Here is a 15,923-nt window from a genome sequence, read left to right on the forward strand (position 1 = left end):
GCCGGGGGGCTCAGTCCACCGACCGCGCCGCCGTCCGCAGGGCCTCGACCGCCGCCCGGATGGAGGGGCGGCGGTCGGCGTCCGCGCGCCAGACGACGTAGACATGGCGGCGCACGCGCTGGACCAGCGGGACCAGCACCACACCCTCCGGCACCGGGTTCCGGCCCAGGCGCGGGGCGATGCACACGCCCAGCCCGGAGGCGACGAGGCCGAGTTGGGTGTGGGTCTCGCTGGCGCGGTGGCCGACGATCGGCTCGATGCCCCTGGAGCGCAGGGTGAAGGTGAGCCACTCGTGGCAGAACTCGCCCTCGGCCCAGGTGATCCACTCGTCGTCGGCGAACTCGGCGAGGTCCACCTCTTCCCGGTGGGCCAGCGGATGGCCCACCGGCATGGCGACATCGGCCGGATCGTCCAGCAGCGGGGCCTTGACCAGGCCGTCGGGCACCGGCATCGGCTTGTTGTACCAGTCCAGGACCACCGCGAGATCGAGGTCACCGCGCACGACACCGGCGATGCCCTGCTCCGGCTCCAGCTCGGTCGAACGCACGCGCAGCCCCGGATGCCGGCCCCGCAGCGTGCCGAGCGCGGCCGGGAAGAGCCCTCGGGCAGCCGTCGGGAACGCCGACAGCCGCAGCTCGCCGACGACCTGCCCGCGCTGCGCCTCCAGATCGGACTCGGCCAGCTCGACCTGCGAGAGGATCCGGCCCGCGTGCTCCGACAGCAGCCGGCCGGCGTCCGTGAGTCGCACGCCCCGGCCGTTCTTGGCGAGGAGCTGCTGGCCGACCTCCCGCTCCAGCTTGCCCAGCTGCTGGGAGACGGCGGACGTGGTGACGTGCAGCGCCTCGGCGGCGGCGCTGACCGAGCCGTGCCGGGCGAGGGCGTCCAGGGTGCGCAGGCGCTCCAGGTTCAACATGTAAGCGATTCTAAGAGATATCGCGTGACAAAACTCGATTGTGCTACGAGGTTGTCTCCGGGCATCGTGAAACCATGCGCAGCACGGTCACCACACCCCGAGCCCAGTCCTCGACGTCCCCCACGTCCGCCGAGTCCCCGTCCCGGCCCCGCCCCCGCCTCGACTGGCGGCTCCGCTTCGGCGCGTTGTCCCTGATCTGGGGCTTCAGCTTCCTCCTGATCAAGGTCGGGACGGACGGCTACGCGCCGTTCCAGGTCACCCTCGGACGGCTGGTGTTCGGCACGGCGGTGCTGGCCACGGCGATGGCGGTCAAGCGCGAGCGGCTACCCCGCGGGGCCCGCCTGTGGGGTCGCATGGCGGTCGCCGCGTTCTTCCTGAACGCCCTCCCCTTCTCCCTCTTCGCCTACTCCGAGCTGACGATCCCGTCCACGCTGGCCGGCATCTGCAACGCGACCTCGCCCCTGTGGGGCATGGCCCTGTCCCTGGTCGCCCTCTCCGAGGACCGGCCGACCCGGGTCCGCGTGGCCGGCCTCGGCCTGGGCTTCCTCGGGGTGCTGACCGTGCTCGGCGTCTGGCAGGGCTTCCACGGCCTGGACGCCACGGGTACGGCACTGGCGCTGCTGGCCTCGCTGAGCTATCCCGTCGGCTGGATCCACGTCCGCCGGACACTCGCCGGAACCGGCAACTCCCACCTGTCGATGACCGGGGCGCAGCTGCTGCTCGCGACACTCCAACTGGCCGTGGTGACACCACTGTTCGCCGGTTTCCCCACGCATCTCTCGCCGGTGCCCCTGCTGGCGATCGCCGCGCTGGGCGCCCTGGGGACGGGACTTGCGGTGCTGATCCAGTACGGCCTGGTCGCGGAGGTCGGCCCGACGACCGCGCAGATGGTCACGTACTTCATCCCGGTCATCGCCACCGCCGCCGGCGTCGCGCTCCTCGGGGAGTCGCTGCACTGGACCACACCGGTGGGAGCGGTGATCGTGCTGGCGGGGGCCGCGCTGACACAGGTGCGGGGACGGAAGGGCGCCTGAGCGCTCCGCTGGCAGTGCCGCGGTGTGCCGTCGGTCCTCTGGGCGCCGTCCTGGCCGGTCGGGCCCACGCGGCGGCAGCCGCATGCCAGGCCCGGCCCCGCGCCCCTTCGGGGCACTGCAGAACCGCGGCGGACTTCCCCGGCCCCGCCGAGGGAGCGTTCACCCGTAGACGCGCGCCGGAGACCGCCGTACCGCTGCCGCCACCGCCTCCGCCAGGGGGGCGATGTCCTTCTCCGTGAGCATCGAGACGGTGACGCGGATCGCCGGGGGGCTGTTCAGGCGGAAGCGGGCGCCCGGGGCCACCGCCCAGCCGGACTGGACGAGGCGGGCCACCGCGCCCGTCTCGTCGGGGACCGGGATCCAGACGTTCATGCCGCTGCGGCCGTGGCCGACGACGCCCCGGTCCGCGAGGGCGTCGAGCAGCGCGTCCCTGCGCGCGCCGTACGACCGTGCCACCGCCGTGCGGTCCACGGCGCCCTCCTGCCACAGCCGGACCACGGCCCGTTGCAGCAGCAGGCTGACCCAGCCCGGGCCCAGCCGCTGGCGGCCGCGCACCCGGTCGACGGTGACCGGGTCGCCGGTGAGGACCGCCACGCGCAGGTCGGGGCCGTAGGTCTTGGAGGCGGAGCGGACGACGGCCCAGTGGCGGGTGACGCCCGCGAGGGGATGCAGCGGAAGGTCGACGATGCCGTGACCGTGGTCGTCCTCGATCAGCACGGTCCCCGGATGGTCGCGCAGGACCGCGCGCAGCGCACGCGCACGCGTGGCGGTCACCGAGGCGCCGGTCGGGTTCTGGGCGCGGTCGGTGACGATCAGGGCGCGGGCCCCGGAGCCGAGGGCCGCGCGCAGGTCTTCGGGCCGCGGGCCGTCGTCGTCCACTGCCACCGGAAGGATGCGCAGGCCCAGCGCGGGGATCAGGTCCAGGACGCTGCCCCAGCCCGGGTCCTCGACGGCGACGGCGTCACCCGGCCTGAGGTGGGCCGACAGGACGCGTTCGACGGCGTCGAGGGAGCCGGACGTCACCGTGAGCGGGCCCTCGGGGACCCCGTCGGCGTCGAGTTCGGCGCGGGCGAGGCGGACGAGGCCCGCGTCGACGGGGTCGTCGCCGTAGCGGACGGGGCACCGGTCGCCCTCCTGCGCCGCCGCGGTGAGGGCCGGGGCGAGGCGGGGCAGCAGGGCCGGGTCCGGGTTGCCGGAGGCCAGGTCGCGGCCCCCGGCGGGGACCTCCACGCGCAGTTCCTCGCGTCCGGTGGTGGCCGGCCTGGGACGCACCCGGCTGCCCCGGCGGCCGGCCGTCTCGATCACCCCGCGCTCGCGCAGGGTGCGATAGGCGGCCGCGACCGTGTTGGGATTCACGCCCAGCCGAGCCGCCAACTCCCGCATAGGCGGCAGGGGTTGCCCCGGCGCCAGCTCCCCGGCACCGACCGCGCCCTCGATTCCGGCCGCAATCTCTGCTGCGCCGCGCCCCTCGATCCGATACTCTCCTAGCACAAAGCCAATTATGCACTAGTGCAATACGGGTCGCAATGCGGCTCGTCACAGCTCGCTCGCCATGGAGGACCGTCATGCAGGGGACGACCGAGGAATCCCGGGCCGCCGCCTACACCCCGACCGACCGCACCGTGCCCACGCGCTCCGCGGACCGTGCGTCGTACGACAAGGAACTGGTCCACGCGATACTCGACGAGGGGTACGTGTGCCACCTCGGCTTCGTCCGGGACGGGGCTCCCGTGGTGCTGCCGACGCTCTACGGCCGGGTCGGTGAGCGGCTCTACGTCCACGGGTCCACCGGCTCCCGTCCGCTGCGGATGTCCGGCGCGGCCGACCCGGGGCTGCCGGTGTGCCTCACGGTCACCCACGTGGACGGGCTGGTGCTGGCCCGCTCCGCCTTCCACCACTCGATCAACTACCGCTCCGTGGTGGTGCACGGCATCGCCCACCAGGTAACCGACCCCGAGGAGCGGCGTCTCGCCCTGGACGCGCTGGTGGACCACGTCGTGCCGGGCCGGGCCGCCGACTCCCGGCCCGCGAACAAGAAGGAGCTGGCCGCCACCGCGGTGATCCGACTGGATCTGGACGAGGTCTCGGCCAAGGTCCGCAGCGGCGGCGCGAACGACGAGCCCGAGGACCTCGCCCTGCCGCACTGGGCCGGCGTCGTCCCGCTCCGCAAGGGCTACGACACGCCCATCCCCAACACCGACCTGGCCGCCGGCATCGCGCTGCCGGACTACCTCACGAAGCAGTAGGGCCGCGCCACCACACGGATCCCACGCGGGCCTGCCCACGCAGGGCCGGCCGTACCCAGGCTGGCCCCGCACCTGCCGGTCACACGCGGACCCGCCACACCGGGATCGGCCCCCGCCGGCTCTTCGCCGCGGGCCTCGCTCACCACCAAAACCTCAACCGCAGTGAGCACCAGCGGGACACCACGACACCTCACGGACCCCACGCAGAACCGGTCCCCCCGGATCGCCCCCGCGCGGACCGGCCGCACGCAGGCCGCACCCGCTCCGACCGGCGGTCACACCGGGATCGACCCCCGCCGGCCGGCTCCGCGTGACTCGCTCATCGCCAGGCCCGTGACCGCGGTGAGCATCAGCAGGGTGCCGGCCGTGGTCGCCGCCGTGAGTCGTTCGCCGAGCAGCGCGACGGCGAGCACGGCCGCGGTCACCGGCTCCAGCAGCATGATCACGGAGACGGTGGCGGACCGTACGACGGCCGCTCCGGCGAAGTACAGGGCGTATGCGAGAGCGGTCGGTACGGCGGCGATGTAGCAGAGGAGCCACAGCAGCCGGGCCGGGTGGGCGGTGTGCGGGAGCAGCCCCTCGTGCAGGGCGAACGGCAGCAGGCACAGGGCGGTCACCGCGAGGGCCCCGACGGTGGTGTCGGAGGCATCGACCGCGCCGCCCCTCCCCCACCAGCGGGTCAGCAGGGTCATGACCGCGTAGCCCGCGGCCGACAGCAGCGCCGGCAGCACGCCCGCCGGGCGGACCGTCGCGGCCGAGCCGCCGAAGGTCAGCACGGCCAGCCCGGCGAGCGCGCCGCCGACGGCCAGGACACCTCCCGCGCCGAGCAGTTCGCCGAGCAGGAGCCGGGCGCCGAGCGCGATGAGCACGGGTCCCGCGCCGAGGGCGACGACGGTGGCCACGGCGAGCCCGGTCGACTCCACGGCGGCGAAGTACGCGGTCTGGAACACCGCCAGCCCGAGGCCCGTGACGAGGACCCGGACCATCCGGCGGGCCGGCGGTTCGGCCGGGGCCGGCCGGGTCTTCCGGGTGTTCGAGCGCAGCCCGCGCCCGGCCAGCAGCAACAGCAGCCCCAGCGCGCAGCGCCAGAACGACAGGGCGAGGGCGCCCATGTCGCTGGTCCGGTAGACCAGAGAGGCGGTCGCGCCGGCGGTGCCCCAGGCGGCACCGGTGACGATCAGACAGAGCAGGCCACGCCCGACGGGCAGGCCGGAAGCGGCGTTCGGGTTCGTCGACAAGAGAGTCTCTCCGCAGCAACGCACCGACGGGGTGCGGAAGTTCGAAGGCGACCCGCTTTCAGCGGGGCGCGCGGACTTCGTCTGCGGGCAGCACCGTCCGGCCCGGCGCACACGCGCCGGGCGGGTGTCCCGGAGGCCCGCCTCAGGCGGCCGGGGGCGGAAGAACGAGGGCGGACGGCATGGCGGGAACCCTAGGCGGACGTCTGGCGCGCCGACAACTCCCTTTCCGGGCCGCCCGAGGCGACGGGCCCGGCGGAGTTCTTGGCCGGGGTGGAGGACTGCGCGATGAACGCGCCGACCAGGACGACCAGGCCACCGGCGATCTGCGGCGCCGAGAGGTGCTCGCCGAGCAGCACCCAGGCCAGCACGGTCGCGATCACCGCCTCCAGGCAGGCGACGACCCCGGCGACCTGCGGCGACAGCCGCCGCACCGAGAGCACCCCGGTGACGTACGCGGCGACCGTGGCGATCAGCACGATCCAGGCCAGCAGGACGACGGCGGGTACGGCGGTGCCGTTCATCTCCGCGGAGCCGGTCAGCACCGACCAGCGCATGCTCCAGGGACGGGCCACCACGGTCAGCACAGCGGCGCCGACGAGCAGGCCGTACGCGATGACGCCGAGCGGGTCCGGGGCCTCCTCGCCCGCGTCGCTGCCCTGGTCGGCGAGGACGAAGTAGCCGACCTGGCAGCAGGCGGCGGCGAGCGCGAACAGCAGGCCGAGCGCGTCGAAGCTCAGTCCCGACCAGACCTCGACGACACAGGCGAGGCCGCCGGCCGCGAGGACGACGCCGAGCGCGGCGGCGCGGGTCACCGGCCGCCGCTGGACGAACCGCACCCAGCCCAGCACCAGGGCCGGGGCCAGGTATTCGACGAGCAGTGCCACGCCCACGGGGATCCGGGAGAGCGCGGCGAAGTAGCAGGCCTGGACACCGGCGACGGCGAGCAGTCCGAACCCGGCGAGCAGTGCGGGCCGGCGGCGCGGCAGGCTCCGGTGGCGTACGGCGAGCGGCAGCATGACCAGGGTGGCGCCGGTGACCCGCAGCCACACCACGTGGAGCGGGTCGAGTCCCGCCTCGATCAGTGGTTTCGCGGCCACCCCGGACCCGCCGAAGGCCAGCGCCGACACGAGCGCGAGACCCAGTCCGGCACCTTTGCCGTGACTGCCCCGACTGTTTTCAGACGTCTGCACCGGCACATGATGACAGGCGGCGACATGAGCGTCACGCCCCTTGACACCTGTCTCACGGACCGGACCGCCCGGCCGCCGACAACCGGCCGGCTCTCCGGCCTCTCCGGGTTCAGCGGTTCAGCAGCTCGCGCCCCCGTCGCCCGCGTACTCCTCGTCGCCCGCGTCGATCCGGGCGCCCAGGTCGAGTGCGGAGACGCCGGCGCGTTCGAGGACCTCGACCGCGCGGGCACCGGGGTCCGCGGCGAGCGCGCCGAGCAGATCGGTGCCGGCGGGGCGGAGCTCGCCGCGGCGCCGGGCCCGCTCGCGGGCGCCGCTCATGGCGGCGGCCGCGGCGGGCGACCAGGCGGGGGCGTCGCGGGTGTCGCGCGCGAGGACGCGGGCCGCCGGGGCGGGTACGACGGCGAGGGCGCCGGAGTCCTCCACGCTGCCCTGCCAGCGCAGGCCGTAGCCGATGCTGCGCTGCACGAGGTAGCCGAGCAGCCTCGCGAGCCGCTGCGGGTCCCCGACGGCGGCACGGACTTCGGGGTCGTGCTCCAGGAGGGAGTGCAGCAGATGGGCGGTGTCGATCTGCCGGTCCCCGTCCCGGACGGCCCTCCGGCGGGCACCTGCGACCACCGCTGCCAGCTCGGCGCCGAGCGCGGCATCGTCGTCGATCTGCGGAACCGCCTCGTCATGGGCGCTCCCGCGGGTAGTACGGGGTTGCACAACCTCTACCCCATCAGCCTCTACGGTCCGAGTCATCCGCGAGCGGAACCATCTTCGCGTCCCACACAGAGTGGACATCGCCGACCGCAATCTCATCCTTACGGAGGAGATTCGGCCGACCTGGCGGAGATCCGGCCGGTACGCCCCGCAGGACGCGCGCGCCGCCTCGCCGTACACCCTGGGCGCTACCGCCACGCCTCCGCACTCGTCCCCGTTGTACATGGAGAGCGCACCCGAGTGCCGGCTCGTGGCGCTGCCGGCGGTCGACGGCAAGCAGTACGTCTACCGGGTGTACGCCCCGGACGACGCCGTACTCGCCGACCTGTTCCGGGACGCCTGGCACTGCCACGACGAGAGCGCCTTCCCGCACGCGTGGGACCTGTTCGACGCGGCACTGATCCGGCGGATCGGCTGAGGCAACCGCCTCACCGTCTGCCTTTCACCTTCCATGTCACCATTTCCCCACCATTCCTGACGGTTCATCAGTATTGAACATTGCGGCCCCTGCAGCTACGTTCCGCGACACCGTAGCCCGACACGAAGGGGTGGTCGCATGGCCGAAGTCAGCGCTGAGGCACGCATGGAGGCGCAGGCCGAGAAGGTATGGGCGCAGCTCACCGACTGGTCGGCGTACGGGGAGTGGAACGCGACCCACACCAGCTTCCCCAAGGGCGGACCGGAGACCCTGGCGGTGGGCGGGACCTTCCAGGAGAACATGAAGCTGATGGGCTTCCCGGCGGAGGTCGAGTGGACCGTCGAGGAGCTGGAGCCCGCCCGGGTGCTCGCCATACGCGGCAAGGGGCCCATGGCCGTGACCGTCGCAACGCGTTACACGCTCACCCCGCAGGGCGAGGCCACTGTGGTCCGTATCGACGGCGAGTTCACGGGCGCCGCCGTCTCCCTCATGGCGGGCAAGCTCAAGGACTCGGCGACGGCCGCGCTCAACGAGTCCCTGCGCAAGCTGGCCGGACTGGTGGCCTGAGGCGCGGACCCACGAAGACGCCCCGCGGACGGTCCACGGGGCGCCTTCGGTACGGGTCAGTGCTCGTCGGCGAGGATCAGGTACAGCTTCTTGCGGGCTTCGTTGATGACGGCCAGCGCCTTCTCACGCTGCTCCTTGCTGCCGGTCTTCCAAACCTGGCTGAAGGCCTCCATCAGACCGAAGCCGGCCTGCCGGATCTCACCGAGGGCCTCCCAGTCGACCCCGCGCGAGGCCTCTTCCCACGGGGCGTCCGGGCCCTCGTCGGCGACGGAACGCCCGTCACCGGTGAGCGCGAACAGCTTCTTGCCACCCTCGCTCTCGCTGGCGATCAGACCCTCGTCCTCCAGCAGCTGGAGCGTGGGGTACACCGAGCCGGGGCTGGGCTTCCACGCGCCGCCGCTGCGTTCGGCGATCTCCTGGATCATCTCGTAGCCGTGCATCGGCCGGTCCTTCAGGAGGGCCAGGATCGAGGCGCGTACGTCGCCGCGCCGCGCCCGCCCCCTCGGGCCACCTCGTCCGCGGGGCCCCCAGGGACCGGGGCCGAAACCGGGCCCACCGGGACCGAACCCCGGCCCACCCGGCCCGAAGGGCCCGAACGCGGCCCGCCGCCCCTCGAATCCACCGAGGCCCCGGTACCCGTGGCCCTCGTGCCGATGCCCGTGCTCGTATCCGTGGCTGCGCATCGCCATCACTCCATTCCATCGATGATCTGTCACGTCTGCATCGCGTATCGTTCGCGATGCCTCAACGATATATCGGAACCGATCGCATGGCAATGCCCTTCTCGTGACAGCTCGCCAGGCTCGCCCGGGCCCTTGCGATGTGGAACACGGGAAGGCCGAGAGGCCGAGAGGCCGAGAGGCCGTACTTCGGCTGGCTCAGCACCAAGCGCGCGCTCTGTTCCGAGGGCACCACCAACTGAAGACCAACGCCCACACGCGACCGGTCGGCAGGCGACCCTTCATCGACGCTCCGGGATCGCGGAGGACCGGGTGCGCGAGATCGCCGTGGCTGTGCCGCATCCTGCCTGAGACATCGGGTCAAGGCCCGGCGAGGGCGCCCGATGCCGTGGTGCCGCGTCCAGAGGCCGCGCTTCGAGCGGCTTGAACCCGGATACCAGTCGCCTCAGCCACATGCTCCCCGGCCTCAGGCGGTGGACGAAGGGAGGCTGACGGCCACGATGGGTCGGCCGCCGGGCGCCGGTACACGGCGCAGTCCGGCCAGCGGCGTGTTCCGGGCTTCCAGGTAGTACACAGGAGACCAGGCATGCGATGGCCTCGTCGAACGCGGCCGTCGGGGAACGGCAGCGGAGCGCCGCCCAGGCCGGCCTGACGTGGGGCCGCGTCCTCACCGAGCCGCTGCCGGGCCCAACTCCAGCAGCCTGGTACCGGGTTCGACGCCGGTCACGACGGCACCGCGCTCGCGCAGCGCCTCGAACACGGGGCCGGCGCCGCACCCGACGCCAGGGATCCTGCGCCCGGCCACGTCACCAGCCAGGTCAAGGATCGCGGGCCGCGCGCAGCAGCCGTTGTGGAGGTCGGACTCGCTCTCGGCCGCGTACGCCTCGGCAAGGCTGTCGTAGTCGTAGTCGTAGTCGTAGTCGTAGTCGTAGTCGTTGGCCACGGCCTGGCCGTCGTGCTCGGCGGAAGTCCGAGGGCCGAAGGACATGCGAGGCGTCCCGGCACGGCTCACATGGTCCGAGGCGGCGCTCAGGTCGCCCCCGTCTCTGAAGCACCAACTTCGTTGTGATCCTCCGCCATGTCGGCCAGGGCACATCGACGCCGGGACACGCTGGTGCCCGACCCCGCCCAACTACCGCTGCCGAGTGGCGATCTCGCTGAGCTTCAGCAGATCCACGGCCCTGCGAGGACGGCGTCCTCTACCGGTCGAGCGGGAAACGGTAGACGGTCGACTGCCTGGTACGGAACCCGAGACGCTCATAGAGCCGGTTCGCTGCCGCGCGATCCGGCCGGGAGGTGAGATCCAGCGTCCGGGCGCCGGCCTCGCGGGCGATCCGCACAGCCTCCTCGATGAGAAGGCCGGCGACTCCCTGACCTCGCGCCGTGCTGTCGACGACCACGTCTTCGATGCGGGCCCGCAATCCGGACGGCAGCGGCGACATCACCAGAGTCAGAGTGCCGACGATCGCCTCGGACGTCCGGGCGACGAGCACGGTGCTGGCGTTGCAGCTCACCGTCCGGTGCACCGCTTCGTGGTCGAAAGGCTTTGCCGTCGAGGACAGCTGCGGCAGCAGCCTGTCGAAGGCGTCGACGAGATCCCTGCTCGGTTCTCTGATGATCTCGACACGAACGTTCATGCAGGGACCCTGTCGTCGACGCGCGCCCATACGGTGGACCCATGACGTCGATCAAGAAGTTCCAAGTCACCTTCGACTGCGCGGAACCCGAGCGCCTGGCCCGTTTCTGGTGCGAGGTGTTGGGGTACGTCGTACCGCCGCCGCCCGAGGGGTTTGCCACGTGGGACGACTTCAAGGACTCGCAGCCACCTGAGCAGCGGGATTCATGGTTCGCCTGCAGTGATCCCTCCGGGGTCGGCCCGCGGCTGTACTTCCAGCGCGTCCCCGAGGGGAAGGCCGCCAAGAACCGGGTGCATCTCGACGTGCGGGTCGGCACCGGACTCGTGGGGGCAGAGCGCCTCGCCGCACTCGAGGCCGAATGCGCACGGCTGGTCCCGCTCGGCGCCGTACACGTACAAACGCTGTATGACGGCAATGACTCGTGCATCCCGATGCAGGACATCGAGGGCAACGAGTTCTGCATCGACTGAGCAGCCGCGGACCGGAACCACCCGCTCGACCACACCCCGCCGGCATCAGACGGCCCGTCCGGCGGTGTGGATGCCCCTCGGCTTCAGCGCGCAGGGACGGCCCGGGCGTACAGGGGGCGTCCGATGAGGGAGTCGAGGATGTCGCGAGCGGTGATCAGGTCGTGGATCGCCGCGTTGATCCGGCGGCGCTCTTTCGCCAGGCCGTCGATGAGTTCCGGGCACCGCCCGGACAGGACGACGCTGTCGTCGACGGCGCAGGGAAGGATCTCTGCGACGGTGGATGTGCCGAGTCCCGCGGAGAGCAGGACCTGGATGCGTCGCACGGTGGTGACGGTGTGTTCGTCGTAGTCGCGGTATCCGTTCGGCAGGCGTGTCGGGGTGAGCAGCCCCTGCTCTTCGTAATAGCGCAGGGAGCGCTGGCTCACGCCGGTGCGTCGTGACAGTTCACCGATCCTCATGAGGAACAGTCCAACAGCGCTTGACCTTGACGTCAATGTGAAGGTTTAGCGTTCGAGACATGATCGAAACCTCTGACGAGAACACCCGCCTCACGCCCGTCACCGTCCTCGGCCTCGGCCCGATGGGTCGCGCCCTGGCCTCCGCCTTCCTCACGGCCCGCCATCCGGTGACCGTGTGGAACCGCACGCCCGGGAGGGCCGGAGACCTCCTCGGCCGAGGGGTGGCGACCGCCGACTCGGTCCGGGAGGCGGTGGCGGCCGGGCAGGTGATCATCACTTGCCTGATCGACTACGACGCGGTGCGGGCCACGCTCGAATCCTCGCCGACGGGGTGGGGGAACCGGTACCTGGTCAACCTCACCAGCGGAGAACCGGCCCAGGCCCGCCAGATGTCGCGGTGGGCTTCTTCGCACGGGATCGGCTACCTGGACGGCGCCATCCTGACTCCGACACCGGCGATGGGCACTCCGTCCGCCACCGTCCTCTTCAGCGGCGCCCATGATGTCCACGAGGCCGTTCAGGAGACCATGGCCGCGACGGGCGGCACCACGGTGCACCTCGGGGACGACCCCGGCCTGGCGTCCGCCTACGAGGTCGCGCTCCTGGACATCTTCGCCACCTCGGTCAACGGCATTGCGCACGCCTTCGCTCTCGCGTCGGCCGAGGGCATCGCGCCCGAACGGTTCGCGGCCTTCGCCACCGGCATCGGCGGACTCCTCCCGGAGATGATCCAGCGTTTCGCCCAGCAGATCCGGAGCGGCCGCTATCCCGGGGACCGGTCCACGATCGCCTCCGCGGCATCCGGGATCACACACATCATCAACACCGCCGCCGGCCACGGAATCGACGTGGGAATGCTCACCGCGGCCCGAGGCATCATCGACCGCGCCGTCGCGGACGGCTACGGGCCGGAGGGGCTTGCACGTCTGACGAGCGTTCTCCACACGGCCGGCCCTGAGAAGCCTGACGCCTGAGGATCCACTGGGCCCCGACCGCTTCGACTTCATTCAGTCGCAGCGATGAGGGACATCCCGGACACCAGAGCGCGGGCGGTGTCGGCGAAGTACTGCTCGTCGGCGCCAGGGGCAAGGCCGAGGGGGACGCCCTGGCCGAGGCCGACGAACAGCGCCCTGAGCGCGGTGGTCAGGCGTTGTGCCTGGTGCGACGTCACCACGCTTCCGTTGTGCGACCTTCCGGTGAACAGCGCGATCAGATGGTTCTCCTGCGCCCGGACGGACGTGGCGAGCCGGGCCCTCAGGTCCGGGTCGTGCAGGGCCATGTCCAGCAGGGTGATCTGGAGCGACAGGCGGGACAGCGCGTCCGGGGCGTCACAACTGCGCCGGTAGTACCGGGCAAAGGCGTCGACCGCTTCCTGCAGATCGAGTCCAGCCGGAACGGCCTGCTCGATCTCCTCGTAGTACGGCCGCAGGTAGTCGGCGACCAGAGCGACCACCAGGCCGTTCTTGCTCCCGAACAGTGAGTAGATGGCGCCGGTGGTCAGGTCGGCGCGGTCGGCGATCTCATCGAGCCTGGCCCGGTACCCGTCCCGGGAGACGACCTGGAACGCGGCATCCAGCAAGGCGCGGCGGTTGCGTTCCTTCGCCTCCGCTCTCGTCATTCTCATAGTTTGATTATTGCCGTAATCTCGTTACGGATCCAACGGAAACGAGTTCCGAGGGGGACGCTCATGGACCAGGTCGTGGCAGCGCGGGTGACCCGCCGGACGGTGGGGGCCATCGCCGACGGCGGCTTCAAGGTGCTGCTCGCCGCCGTCTACATCGCCGGTGCCGGCCCGCTCGGCCAGTTACTGGGCGCGCCCGGCTGGCTGATGGTCGTCTCGGGCGTGGCCCTGCTGATCGGCGGGGGCATCGAGATCGGATACACGCGCAGTCGGTCGATGCGCACGTACACGCACCTCATGATCGCCTACGACAGCGGCTGGGTGCTGACGGCCCTGGCCGGGCTCCTGACGGCGTGGTGCGGCGGCAGCGCGGGGGGCGAAGTCTGGATGGGGTACCAGACGGCGGCCCCCCTCGTGTTCGCCGCCCTGCTGGTCGCCGCCGATCCGGTCTGAAAGGTCGCCTCGCCGGATCCCCTCAGTCGAGGCAGAATTCGTTGCCCTCGATGTCCTGCATCACGATGCACGACTCGTTCTCGTCATCGGCCGGCAGCAGTTGCACGCGCACCGCGCCGAGCGCGACGAGTCGCGCGCATTCGGCCTCGAGGACGGCGAGGCGTTCTTCGCCCACGAGCCCGGTGCCGGCCCGCACGTCGAGATGGACCCGGTTCTTGACGACCTTGCCCTCGGGGACGCGCTGGAAGAACAGGCGTGGACCCACACCCGAGGGGTCGCTGCAGGCGAACCATGCGCCCTGCTCCTCAGGGGGCAGCGTGCGACGGAAGTCGTCCCACGTGGCGAAACCCTCCGGCGGCGGCGGTGCGACGTATCCCAGCACCTCGCACCAGAAGCGAGCGACGCGCTCGGGTTCCGCGCAGTCGAAGGTGACTTGGAACTTCTTGATCGACGCCATCGGCACACCCTAGCGGCGCGTGCTGGTCACCGCGACCCTGGGGCGGCGACCGGCGAATCGTGCCAGGACTCGTGAATTGGCCTTGGGCCGGGGCCCGGTGCGGCCGCTAGCGTCGGGCTCATGCACCTCCGAATCGTGGACGCCTTCACCGACCGCCCCTTCACCGGCAACCCGGCCGGGGTCCTGCTCCTGGACGACGCCTTCCCGGACGACACCTGGCTCCAGAACGTCGCCATGGAGGTGAACCACGCCGAGACGGCGTTCGCGCACCGGCTGCCCGAGGGCGGCGAGGCCGACTGGGCGCTGCGCTGGTTCACGCCCGTCACGGAGGTCGCGATGTGCGGGCACGCCACGCTCGCCACGGCCCACGTCCTGCACACCACCGGCGCCCACCCGGGCCCCGCGCGGTTCGCCACCCGCAGCGGCGTGCTCGTGGCGACGCCCGCCGCGGACGGCTCGATCACCCTCGACTTCCCGACCGCCCCGCTCACCCGGGTCGAGGCCCCGGCCGGCATCGCCGCCGCGCTCGGCGCCGAGCCGGTCGCCACCTTCGACACCGGCGCGAACGTCGGTGACCTGCTGGTGGAACTGGCCGACGAGAAAACGGTGCTGGAGCTTACCCCGGACCACAGGGCTCTGGCCGGCTGCTCCGCACGGGGCGTCATCGCCACGGCTCGCGCCGAGGACCCCGCCCGGGGCTACGACTTCGTCTCGCGCTGTTTCTTCCCGGACGTCGGTATCGACGAGGACCCGGTCACCGGCTCCGCCCACACCGCGCTCGCCCCGCACTGGTCCGCCCGGCTGGGCCGTGACGACCTCACGGGGCTCCAGGCCTCCCGCCGCACCGGTCTCGTCCGCACCGGGCTGCGCGGCGAACGCACGCTGCTCATCGGCCGCGCGGTCACCGTCTTCGAGGGCGAGCTGCACGCCTGACGCGCGGTCAGCCCGTGGGCAGCCAGGACACCCTGTGCGCGAGCAGGGCGTAGCCGACGAACGCGCCGATGTCGAGCAGGGAATGGGCCACGACCAGCGGACCGACCCGCCTCCAGCGGCGGTACAGGCAGACGAACACCACGCCCATCACCATGTTGCCGACGAAGCCGCCGACGCCCTGGTAGAGGTGGTACGAGCCGCGCAGGACCGCGCTGGCCACCAGCGCGGTCCCCGCGGACCAGCCCAACTGGCCGAGCCTGCGCAGCAGATAGCCGACGACGATGACCTCTTCGAGGACCGCGTTCTGCACGGCGGACAGGATCAGCACGGGGTACTTCCACCACACGTTCGGCAGCGCCTCGGGGATGACCGTGAGGTTGAAGCCGAGGCCGCGGGCGGCCAGGTAGAAGGCGATGCCGGTGCTGCCGATCACCGCCGCGATGCCGGCGCCCCGGCCGAGGTCGGGCCACGGCCTGGTGCGGTCGAAGCCCAGCGTGCGCAGGCCGGCGCCCTCGCGCAGCAGCAGATGGGCGACCAGGGCGACGGGGACCAGGGCGGTCGCGATGCCGAAGAGCTGCCAGGTGAGGTCCAGCCAGGGGCGGCCCGGGGCGGCCGACGCGTTCATGGTGGCCGCCTGGTCCTTCAGGCCGCCCGGCTTGGTCACCGAGCCGATGAAGCTGATCAGCGCGGAGACCCCGCTCGCGCCCAGCGACAGCGCGAGCACGAGCAGCGTCTCGTCCCGCTGGATCCGCCGCGGGTCGCGCCGCCGCGCCCCGGAATCGGCCACCGCGTCAGCCTCCACCTGCACCCCTGCCTCCCGCCGGCTCACGGGCCCGCGGGCCCACCTTTCGCCCGGCAAGGATCGCAGAAGGAGATGTGAGGACGGTGAGGGCGGTGCACCGGTAC

20 protein-coding genes are annotated in these 15,923 nt (G+C 72.0%); 8 read left to right on the forward strand and 12 right to left on the reverse strand.

What is annotated here, in order from left to right:
* Positions 1–10: 10 nt before the first annotated feature.
* A complete protein-coding gene (locus tag BIV25_RS42645) occupies positions 11–913 on the reverse strand; it encodes a LysR family transcriptional regulator (RefSeq protein ID WP_071377963.1) in 903 nt (300 codons plus the stop codon).
* Between the two features lie 74 nt (positions 914–987).
* Between BIV25_RS42645 and BIV25_RS42650 the strand changes: the two genes are divergently transcribed.
* Positions 988–1,947, forward strand: coding sequence for a DMT family transporter (locus tag BIV25_RS42650; RefSeq protein ID WP_177235628.1), 960 nt, complete (start codon positions 988–990; stop codon positions 1,945–1,947).
* Between the two features lie 159 nt (positions 1,948–2,106).
* Here the strand turns inward: BIV25_RS42650 and BIV25_RS42655 are convergent, their stop codons facing one another.
* Positions 2,107–3,438: an aminotransferase class I/II-fold pyridoxal phosphate-dependent enzyme gene (locus tag BIV25_RS42655; protein ID WP_079177240.1), complete on the reverse strand. Its 1,332-nt coding sequence runs from the start codon at positions 3,436–3,438 to the stop codon at positions 2,107–2,109.
* A gap of 74 nt (positions 3,439–3,512) precedes the next feature.
* On the opposite strand from BIV25_RS42655, the gene BIV25_RS42660 reads away from it, so the two are divergent.
* Positions 3,513–4,193: a pyridoxamine 5'-phosphate oxidase family protein gene (locus tag BIV25_RS42660; RefSeq protein ID WP_071377966.1), complete on the forward strand. Its 681-nt coding sequence runs from the start codon at positions 3,513–3,515 to the stop codon at positions 4,191–4,193.
* Between the two features lie 275 nt (positions 4,194–4,468).
* Here the strand turns inward: BIV25_RS42660 and BIV25_RS42665 are convergent, their stop codons facing one another.
* The 3 genes from BIV25_RS42665 to BIV25_RS42675 form a co-directional block, all read right to left on the reverse strand.
* Positions 4,469–5,431 (reverse strand): EamA family transporter, encoded by a 963-nt coding sequence (locus BIV25_RS42665; protein WP_071377967.1) that lies wholly within the window; start codon positions 5,429–5,431, stop codon positions 4,469–4,471.
* 191 nt (positions 5,432–5,622) lie between these two features.
* Positions 5,623–6,627 carry a DMT family transporter gene (locus BIV25_RS42670; RefSeq protein WP_071377968.1) on the reverse strand — a complete coding sequence of 335 codons (1,005 nt, stop codon included), beginning with the start codon at positions 6,625–6,627 and terminating at the stop codon, positions 5,623–5,625.
* 111 nt (positions 6,628–6,738) lie between these two features.
* Entirely contained in the window at positions 6,739–7,326 is a 588-nt protein-coding gene (locus BIV25_RS42675) for a Clp protease N-terminal domain-containing protein (protein ID WP_256257139.1), read from the reverse strand.
* A 220-nt stretch (positions 7,327–7,546) separates the two neighbouring features.
* Between BIV25_RS42675 and BIV25_RS49965 the strand changes: the two genes are divergently transcribed.
* Entirely contained in the window at positions 7,547–7,741 is a 195-nt protein-coding gene (locus BIV25_RS49965; protein WP_177235623.1) for a hypothetical protein, read from the forward strand.
* Between the two features lie 138 nt (positions 7,742–7,879).
* Complete coding sequence (locus BIV25_RS42685) at positions 7,880–8,308, forward strand: SRPBCC family protein (RefSeq protein WP_071377970.1); 429 nt, start codon at positions 7,880–7,882, stop codon at positions 8,306–8,308.
* 56 nt (positions 8,309–8,364) lie between these two features.
* Here the strand turns inward: BIV25_RS42685 and BIV25_RS48605 are convergent, their stop codons facing one another.
* From BIV25_RS48605 to BIV25_RS42700, 3 genes are all read right to left on the reverse strand, one after another.
* Entirely contained in the window at positions 8,365–8,991 is a 627-nt protein-coding gene (locus BIV25_RS48605; RefSeq protein ID WP_079177243.1) for a PadR family transcriptional regulator, read from the reverse strand.
* A 664-nt stretch (positions 8,992–9,655) separates the two neighbouring features.
* Positions 9,656–9,976, reverse strand: a complete 321-nt coding sequence (locus BIV25_RS42695; RefSeq protein ID WP_071377972.1) for a hypothetical protein — start codon at positions 9,974–9,976, stop codon at positions 9,656–9,658.
* Between the two features lie 211 nt (positions 9,977–10,187).
* A complete protein-coding gene (locus BIV25_RS42700; RefSeq protein ID WP_071377973.1) occupies positions 10,188–10,625 on the reverse strand; it encodes a GNAT family N-acetyltransferase in 438 nt (145 codons plus the stop codon).
* Positions 10,626–10,666: 41 nt separating this feature from the next.
* Here BIV25_RS42700 and BIV25_RS42705 point away from each other — a divergent pair, with 41 nt between their 5' ends.
* On the forward strand, positions 10,667–11,095 hold the full coding sequence (locus tag BIV25_RS42705; RefSeq protein ID WP_071377974.1) for a VOC family protein: 429 nt from the start codon (positions 10,667–10,669) through the stop codon (positions 11,093–11,095).
* Positions 11,096–11,178: 83 nt separating this feature from the next.
* Here the strand turns inward: BIV25_RS42705 and BIV25_RS42710 are convergent, their stop codons facing one another.
* Positions 11,179–11,553: a MerR family transcriptional regulator gene (locus tag BIV25_RS42710; RefSeq protein ID WP_071377975.1), complete on the reverse strand. Its 375-nt coding sequence runs from the start codon at positions 11,551–11,553 to the stop codon at positions 11,179–11,181.
* A gap of 59 nt (positions 11,554–11,612) precedes the next feature.
* On the opposite strand from BIV25_RS42710, the gene BIV25_RS42715 reads away from it, so the two are divergent.
* Positions 11,613–12,527 (forward strand): NAD(P)-dependent oxidoreductase, encoded by a 915-nt coding sequence (locus BIV25_RS42715; RefSeq protein ID WP_071377976.1) that lies wholly within the window; start codon positions 11,613–11,615, stop codon positions 12,525–12,527.
* A gap of 29 nt (positions 12,528–12,556) precedes the next feature.
* Here the strand turns inward: BIV25_RS42715 and BIV25_RS42720 are convergent, their stop codons facing one another.
* Complete coding sequence (locus BIV25_RS42720; RefSeq protein WP_071377977.1) at positions 12,557–13,171, reverse strand: TetR/AcrR family transcriptional regulator; 615 nt, start codon at positions 13,169–13,171, stop codon at positions 12,557–12,559.
* Positions 13,172–13,240: 69 nt separating this feature from the next.
* Between BIV25_RS42720 and BIV25_RS42725 the strand changes: the two genes are divergently transcribed.
* Positions 13,241–13,627: a hypothetical protein gene (locus BIV25_RS42725; RefSeq protein ID WP_177235630.1), complete on the forward strand. Its 387-nt coding sequence runs from the start codon at positions 13,241–13,243 to the stop codon at positions 13,625–13,627.
* A 22-nt stretch (positions 13,628–13,649) separates the two neighbouring features.
* On the opposite strand, the gene BIV25_RS42730 is transcribed toward BIV25_RS42725, so the two are convergent.
* Positions 13,650–14,084, reverse strand: coding sequence for a VOC family protein (locus tag BIV25_RS42730; RefSeq protein ID WP_071377978.1), 435 nt, complete (start codon positions 14,082–14,084; stop codon positions 13,650–13,652).
* A 120-nt stretch (positions 14,085–14,204) separates the two neighbouring features.
* Between BIV25_RS42730 and BIV25_RS42735 the strand changes: the two genes are divergently transcribed.
* Positions 14,205–15,017, forward strand: a complete 813-nt coding sequence (locus BIV25_RS42735; protein ID WP_071377979.1) for a PhzF family phenazine biosynthesis protein — start codon at positions 14,205–14,207, stop codon at positions 15,015–15,017.
* 7 nt (positions 15,018–15,024) lie between these two features.
* Here BIV25_RS42735 and BIV25_RS42740 read toward each other — a convergent pair whose 3' ends face one another.
* Positions 15,025–15,825 carry a CPBP family intramembrane glutamic endopeptidase gene (locus BIV25_RS42740; RefSeq protein WP_071377980.1) on the reverse strand — a complete coding sequence of 267 codons (801 nt, stop codon included), beginning with the start codon at positions 15,823–15,825 and terminating at the stop codon, positions 15,025–15,027.
* Positions 15,826–15,923: the final 98 nt, after the last annotated feature.

It is taken from the genome of Streptomyces sp. MUSC 14 (assembly GCF_001866675.1).
Lineage (GTDB): Bacteria > Actinomycetota > Actinomycetes > Streptomycetales > Streptomycetaceae > Streptomyces.

Excerpts from the sequence above, each read along its gene's own strand:
- BIV25_RS42730 (WP_071377978.1), bottom strand. The coding sequence starts at position 14,084 with ATGGCGTCGATCAAGAAGTTCCAAGTCACCTTCGACTGCGCGGAACCC.
- BIV25_RS42700 (WP_071377973.1), bottom strand. The coding sequence starts at position 10,625 with ATGAACGTTCGTGTCGAGATCATCAGAGAACCGAGCAGGGATCTCGTC.
- BIV25_RS42645 (WP_071377963.1), bottom strand. The coding sequence starts at position 913 with ATGTTGAACCTGGAGCGCCTGCGCACCCTGGACGCCCTCGCCCGGCAC.
- BIV25_RS49965 (WP_177235623.1), top strand. The coding sequence starts at position 7,547 with ATGGAGAGCGCACCCGAGTGCCGGCTCGTGGCGCTGCCGGCGGTCGAC.
- BIV25_RS42710 (WP_071377975.1), bottom strand. The coding sequence starts at position 11,553 with ATGAGGATCGGTGAACTGTCACGACGCACCGGCGTGAGCCAGCGCTCC.
- BIV25_RS42735 (WP_071377979.1), top strand. The coding sequence starts at position 14,205 with ATGCACCTCCGAATCGTGGACGCCTTCACCGACCGCCCCTTCACCGGC.
- BIV25_RS42720 (WP_071377977.1), bottom strand. The coding sequence starts at position 13,171 with ATGACGAGAGCGGAGGCGAAGGAACGCAACCGCCGCGCCTTGCTGGAT.
- BIV25_RS42695 (WP_071377972.1), bottom strand. The coding sequence starts at position 9,976 with ATGTCCTTCGGCCCTCGGACTTCCGCCGAGCACGACGGCCAGGCCGTG.
- BIV25_RS42650 (WP_177235628.1), top strand. The coding sequence starts at position 988 with ATGCGCAGCACGGTCACCACACCCCGAGCCCAGTCCTCGACGTCCCCC.
- BIV25_RS42660 (WP_071377966.1), top strand. The coding sequence starts at position 3,513 with ATGCAGGGGACGACCGAGGAATCCCGGGCCGCCGCCTACACCCCGACC.
- BIV25_RS42705 (WP_071377974.1), top strand. The coding sequence starts at position 10,667 with ATGACGTCGATCAAGAAGTTCCAAGTCACCTTCGACTGCGCGGAACCC.
- BIV25_RS42725 (WP_177235630.1), top strand. The coding sequence starts at position 13,241 with ATGGACCAGGTCGTGGCAGCGCGGGTGACCCGCCGGACGGTGGGGGCC.
- BIV25_RS42715 (WP_071377976.1), top strand. The coding sequence starts at position 11,613 with ATGATCGAAACCTCTGACGAGAACACCCGCCTCACGCCCGTCACCGTC.
- BIV25_RS48605 (WP_079177243.1), bottom strand. The coding sequence starts at position 8,991 with ATGCGCAGCCACGGATACGAGCACGGGCATCGGCACGAGGGCCACGGG.
- BIV25_RS42685 (WP_071377970.1), top strand. The coding sequence starts at position 7,880 with ATGGCCGAAGTCAGCGCTGAGGCACGCATGGAGGCGCAGGCCGAGAAG.